We start from the raw sequence: 4,502 nt of genomic DNA, 5'->3' as shown, positions 1-4,502 counted from the left end.
CAGGTCGGGGCGCTGTCCGAGATGGCCGGTCAGCCATCGGGTCACGACGGGGGCGAAGCGGCCCTCGCGGGTGGAGGCGACGAGGACGGCGACGCGGAGCGGGGCGGTGGGCTGCTCGGTGCTGGACATGGTGGACCCCCTGGTCGGGTACGCCGATGTGTACGGCGTATCTCTTGCGTACAACGTACACACCGAATGTGTACGGCGTCCACCGAGGGATACGCTGTACGCGAGACATCGAGCGGGAGGAGCCGACCGTGGCGGCACAGAAGGAAGCGGGCGACAGCCGTGAGGCGAGCCTGGTGGAGCCCTCGCTCTGGGAGCGGCTGGAGCGGCCCGCACCCGCCCGGCGTACGTCGCTGACGCTGGACCGGATCGCCGAGGCGGCCGTCGAGCTGGCCGACGAGGAGGGCGGGGACGCCGTCACCATGCGCCGGCTCGCCGCCAGGCTCGGGGTCGCGCCCATGGCCGCGTACCGGCACGTCTCCGGCAAGGAGGACCTGTGGGCGCTCATGTTCGACCGGGTCTCGGCCGGACTCACCGTGCCCGACGACGTCACCGACTGGCGCGAGGTGCTGCGCTCCTTCGCGCTGCAGACACGGGAGTTGATGCACCGTCACCCGTGGCTGAGCCAGGCGCCCCTGCCGCTGATCACGCTCACGCCGGCCCGGATGGCCGTGGCCGAGCGGCAGTTGCGGGCACTGGACGGCCGGGGCCTCGACGCCGACGCGATGATGGCCGCGTTCCGCACGGTCAGCGCGTTCGTGCACGGGGCGACCCAGACGGAGATCGCGCTGAGCCGGTACAAGGCGGATCACGGCTGGGCGAGCGGCGACGAGACCCGGCAGGCACTCGCGCCGCAGATGAACTACCTGATGGAGAGCGGCCGCTACCCCACGTACCGGACCTACGCCCTCTCCGCGACCCGCAAGGACGACCCGGCCTGGGAGTTCGCCTTCGGCCTCGACTGCGTGCTCGACGGCATCGCGCGGCGGCTCGGGATCTGAGCGCGGCGCCACGAAGAGGCCCCGGCCCCTCCTGGACGGAGAAGGGGCCGGGGCCCGTGGTGCCGCGTCCGGCTCAGTACGCGGAGCCGGACGCGCCCAGGGAGCCGGTCGGGTGCCAGACCGTCTTCGTCTCCAGGAACGACGTGAGGCGGTCCGTGCCCGGGTCGGCCGTGAAGTCCTCACCGGACCGCGGGCGGCGCACGCGCTTCAGGTTGTCGGCGGCCGCGATCTCCAGCTCCTTGGCGAGCTCCGCGTCGGTGCCGGTGAGGTCGATGCCGTTGACGTCCTGGTGCGCGGCGAGGGACGGGGCGATCTCCGCCGCCCTGCCGGACAGGATGTTGACGACGCCGCCCGGCACGTCGGAGGTGGCGAGGACCTCGCCGAGGGAGAGGGCCGGAAGCGGTGCCTTCTCGCTCGCGACGACCACCACGGTGTTGCCGGTCGCGATGACCGGGGCGATCACCGAGACCAGGCCGAGCAGAGAGGACTCCTGCGGGGCGACGACCGTGACGACACCGGTCGGCTCGGGCGTCGACAGGTTGAAGAAGGGGCCCGCGACCGGGTTCGCACCGCCGACGACCTGGGCGACCTTGTCGGTCCAGCCCGCGTACCAGACCCAGCGGTCGATGGCCGCGTCGACCTGGGCGGTCGCCTTCGCCTTCGACAGGCCCTCGGCCTCGGCGACCTCGCGCACGAACTGCTCGCGGCGGCCCTCCAGCATCTCGGCGACGCGGTGGAGGACCTGGCCGCGGTTGTACGCCGTCGCGCCCGACCAGCCGCCGAAGGCCTTGCGGGCGGCGACGACCGCGTCCCGGCCGTCCTTGCGGGAGGACAGGGGCGCGTTCGCCAGCCAGTCGCCGCTCTTGCGATCGGTCACCTCGTACACCCGGCCGCTCTCGGAACGCGGGAACTTCCCGCCCACGTACAGCTTGTAGGTCTTGAAGACACTCAGACGCGCGTCAGACATCGAGGTAGGCCTCCAGACCGTGACGGCCGCCCTCGCGGCCGAAACCCGACTCCTTGTAGCCGCCGAAGGGCGAGGTCGGGTCGAACTTGTTGAACGTGTTGGCCCAGACGACCCCGGCGCGCAGCCGGTTCGCCACGGCGAGTATGCGGGAGCCCTTCTCGGTCCAGATGCCGGCCGAGAGCCCGTACTGCGTGTTGTTGGCCTTGGCGACGGCCTCCTCCGGGGTGCGGAAGGAGAGCACGGACAGGACCGGGCCGAAGATCTCGTCGCGGGCGACGGTGTGCGCCTGCGTGACGTTCGTGAAGAGCGTCGGGGCGAACCAGTAGCCGGACGACGGCAGCTCGCACGGCGCGGACCAGCGCTCGGCGCCCTCCGCCTCGCCCGTCTCGGCGAGCGCCGTGATCCGGGCCAGCTGCTCGGCCGAGTTGATCGCACCGATGTCCGTGTTCTTGTCGAGCGGGTCGCCGAGGCGCAGCGTCGACAGCCGGTTCTTGAGGCGGTCGAGCAGCTCGTCCTGGACCGACTCCTGGACGAGGAGGCGCGAGCCCGCGCAGCAGACCTGGCCCTGGTTGAAGAAGATGCCGGTGACGATGCCCTCGACGGCCTGGTCGATCGGGGCGTCGTCGAAGACGATGTTCGCGCCCTTGCCGCCGAGTTCGAGCGTGAGCTTCTTGTCGGTGCCGGCGAGCGTGCGGGCGATCTCCTTGCCGACGGCGGTGGAACCGGTGAAGGCCACCTTGTTGACGTCGGGGTGCGCGACGAGCGCGGCCCCCGCGTCGCCGTACCCGGGAAGGATGTTGACGACGCCCTTGGGCAGGCCGGCCTGGCGGCAGATGTCGGCGAAGAACAGCGCCGACAGCGGGGTCGTCTCGGCGGGCTTGAGGACCACCGTGTTGCCCGTCGCGAGCGCCGGGGCGATCTTCCAGGCCAGCATCAGGAGCGGGAAGTTCCACGGGATGACCTGGCCCGCGACGCCCAGCGCCTTCGGGTCCGGGCCGAACCCGGCGTGGTCGAGCTTGTCGGCCCAGCCCGCGTAGTAGAAGAAGTGCGCGGCGACGAGCGGGAGGTCCGCGTCGCGGGTCTCCTTGATCGGCTTGCCGTTGTCCAGCGTCTCCAGGACGGCGAGCTCACGGCTGCGCTCCTGGATGATGCGGGCGATGCGGAAGAGGTACCTGCCGCGCTCGGCGCCGGACAGTGCCGACCACTTCTCGAAGGCCTTGCGGGCCGCCTTCACGGCGCGCTCGACATCCGCCGCACCGGCCTGGGCGACCTCGGAGAGGACCTCCTCGGTGGACGGCGAGACCGACTTGAAGACCTTGCCGTCGGCGGCCTCGGTGAACTCGCCGTCGATGAACAGCCCGTACGACGGGGCGATGTCCACGACCGAGCGGGACTCGGGCGCGGGCGCGTACTCGAAAACAGATGTCATGGGTGATCAGTCCACCGTCACGTAGTCGGGACCGGAGTAGCGGCCGGTGGCCAGCTTCTGGCGCTGCATGAGCAGGTCGTTCAGCAGGCTGGAGGCGCCGAACCGGAACCAGTGGTTGTCGAGCCAGTCCTCGCCCACCGTCTCGTTCACGAGCACGAGGAACTTGACGGCGTCCTTCGAGGTGCGGATGCCTCCGGCGGGCTTCACACCGATCTGCACGCCGGTCGCGGCGCGGAAGTCGCGGACCGCCTCGAGCATGAGCAGGGTGTTCGCCGGGGTCGCGTTGACCCCCACCTTGCCGGTCGAGGTCTTGATGAAGTCGGCACCGGCCAGCATGCCGATCCAGCTCGCCCGCCGGATGTTGTCGTACGTCGACAGCTCGCCCGTCTCGAAGATGACCTTGAGCCGGGCGCTGCCCGAGGCCTCCTTCACGGCGCGGATCTCGTCGTGGACCTTCATGTACCGGCCCGCGAGGAAGGCGCCGCGGTCGATGACCATGTCGATCTCGTCGGCGCCCGCGGCGACGGCCTCGCGGACGTCCCCGAGCTTCACCTCCAGGGCGGCGCGACCGGCCGGGAAGGCGGTCGCGACGGAGGCGACCTTGACGTCCGTGCCCGCGACGGCGGCCTTCGCGGTGGCCACCATGTCGGGGTAGACGCAGACGGCCGCGGTGCGGGGCGCCGTGCGGTCGGTCGGGTCGGGGTGGACGGCCTTCGCGCCGAGGGCCCGGACCTTGCCCGGGGTGTCGGCGCCCTCCAGGGTCGTCAGGTCGATCATCGAGATGGCCAGGTCGATCGCGTACGCCTTGGCCGTCGTCTTGATCGAACGCGTGCCGAGGGCGGCGGCCCGGGCCTCCAGGCCCACCGCGTCGACGCCGGGCAGGCCCTGCAGGAACCGGCGCAGGGTGCTCTCGGACGCGGTGGCGTCGGCCAGGGCGTGTTCTTGGGCGGGTGCAGTGGGCATGGTCACGAGCTGAGCATATCTACGCGCGTAGCGGCGGGACAAGGGGTCGGCCGGGGGAGGGGCGCCTTTTCGTCTGCCGGGTTCTGTTTCGTGGGCGACTGCGGGCCGGTGGGGGCTGGTCGCGCAGTTCCCCGCG

General features: G+C 71.4%; 4 protein-coding genes and 1 pseudogene. 1 reads left to right on the top strand and 4 read right to left on the bottom strand.

Annotation, left to right across the window (positions count from 1 at the left end; genetic code table 11):
* A pseudogene (locus GTW43_RS25045) lies at nucleotides 1–129 on the bottom strand (NAD(P)H-dependent oxidoreductase); the annotation flags it as partial.
* A 128-nt stretch (nucleotides 130–257) separates the two neighbouring features.
* Between GTW43_RS25045 and GTW43_RS25040 the strand changes: the two are divergent.
* Complete coding sequence (locus GTW43_RS25040) at nucleotides 258–1,007, top strand: TetR/AcrR family transcriptional regulator (RefSeq protein ID WP_161304274.1); 750 nt, start codon at nucleotides 258–260, stop codon at nucleotides 1,005–1,007.
* A 73-nt stretch (nucleotides 1,008–1,080) separates the two neighbouring features.
* On the opposite strand, the gene GTW43_RS25035 is transcribed toward GTW43_RS25040, so the two are convergent.
* Genes GTW43_RS25035 through deoC form a run of 3 tightly spaced genes read right to left on the bottom strand, consistent with a single transcriptional unit; the run spans nucleotide 1,081 to nucleotide 4,366 of the window.
* Entirely contained in the window at nucleotides 1,081–1,974 is an 894-nt protein-coding gene (locus GTW43_RS25035; RefSeq protein ID WP_161304273.1) for an aldehyde dehydrogenase family protein, read from the bottom strand.
* Nucleotides 1,967–3,403: an aldehyde dehydrogenase family protein gene (locus tag GTW43_RS25030; protein ID WP_161304272.1), complete on the bottom strand. Its 1,437-nt coding sequence runs from the start codon at nucleotides 3,401–3,403 to the stop codon at nucleotides 1,967–1,969. Before GTW43_RS25030 ends, GTW43_RS25035 begins: the two co-directional genes overlap by 8 nt.
* Nucleotides 3,404–3,409: 6 nt before the next feature.
* Entirely contained in the window at nucleotides 3,410–4,366 is a 957-nt protein-coding gene (gene deoC / locus GTW43_RS25025; protein ID WP_202501909.1) for a deoxyribose-phosphate aldolase, read from the bottom strand.
* Nucleotides 4,367–4,502 lie beyond the last annotated feature (136 nt).

Source organism: Streptomyces sp. SID5785 (assembly GCF_009870065.1).
Taxonomy (GTDB): Bacteria; Actinomycetota; Actinomycetes; order Streptomycetales; family Streptomycetaceae; genus Streptomyces.
This window is presented reverse-complemented; position numbering and strand designations above follow the sequence as displayed.

Coding starts and splice junctions, on each gene's coding strand:
- deoC (WP_202501909.1), bottom strand. CDS start 4,366: ATGCCCACTGCACCCGCCCAAGAACACGCCCTGGCCGACGCCACCGCG.
- GTW43_RS25030 (WP_161304272.1), bottom strand. CDS start 3,403: ATGACATCTGTTTTCGAGTACGCGCCCGCGCCCGAGTCCCGCTCGGTC.
- GTW43_RS25035 (WP_161304273.1), bottom strand. CDS start 1,974: ATGTCTGACGCGCGTCTGAGTGTCTTCAAGACCTACAAGCTGTACGTG.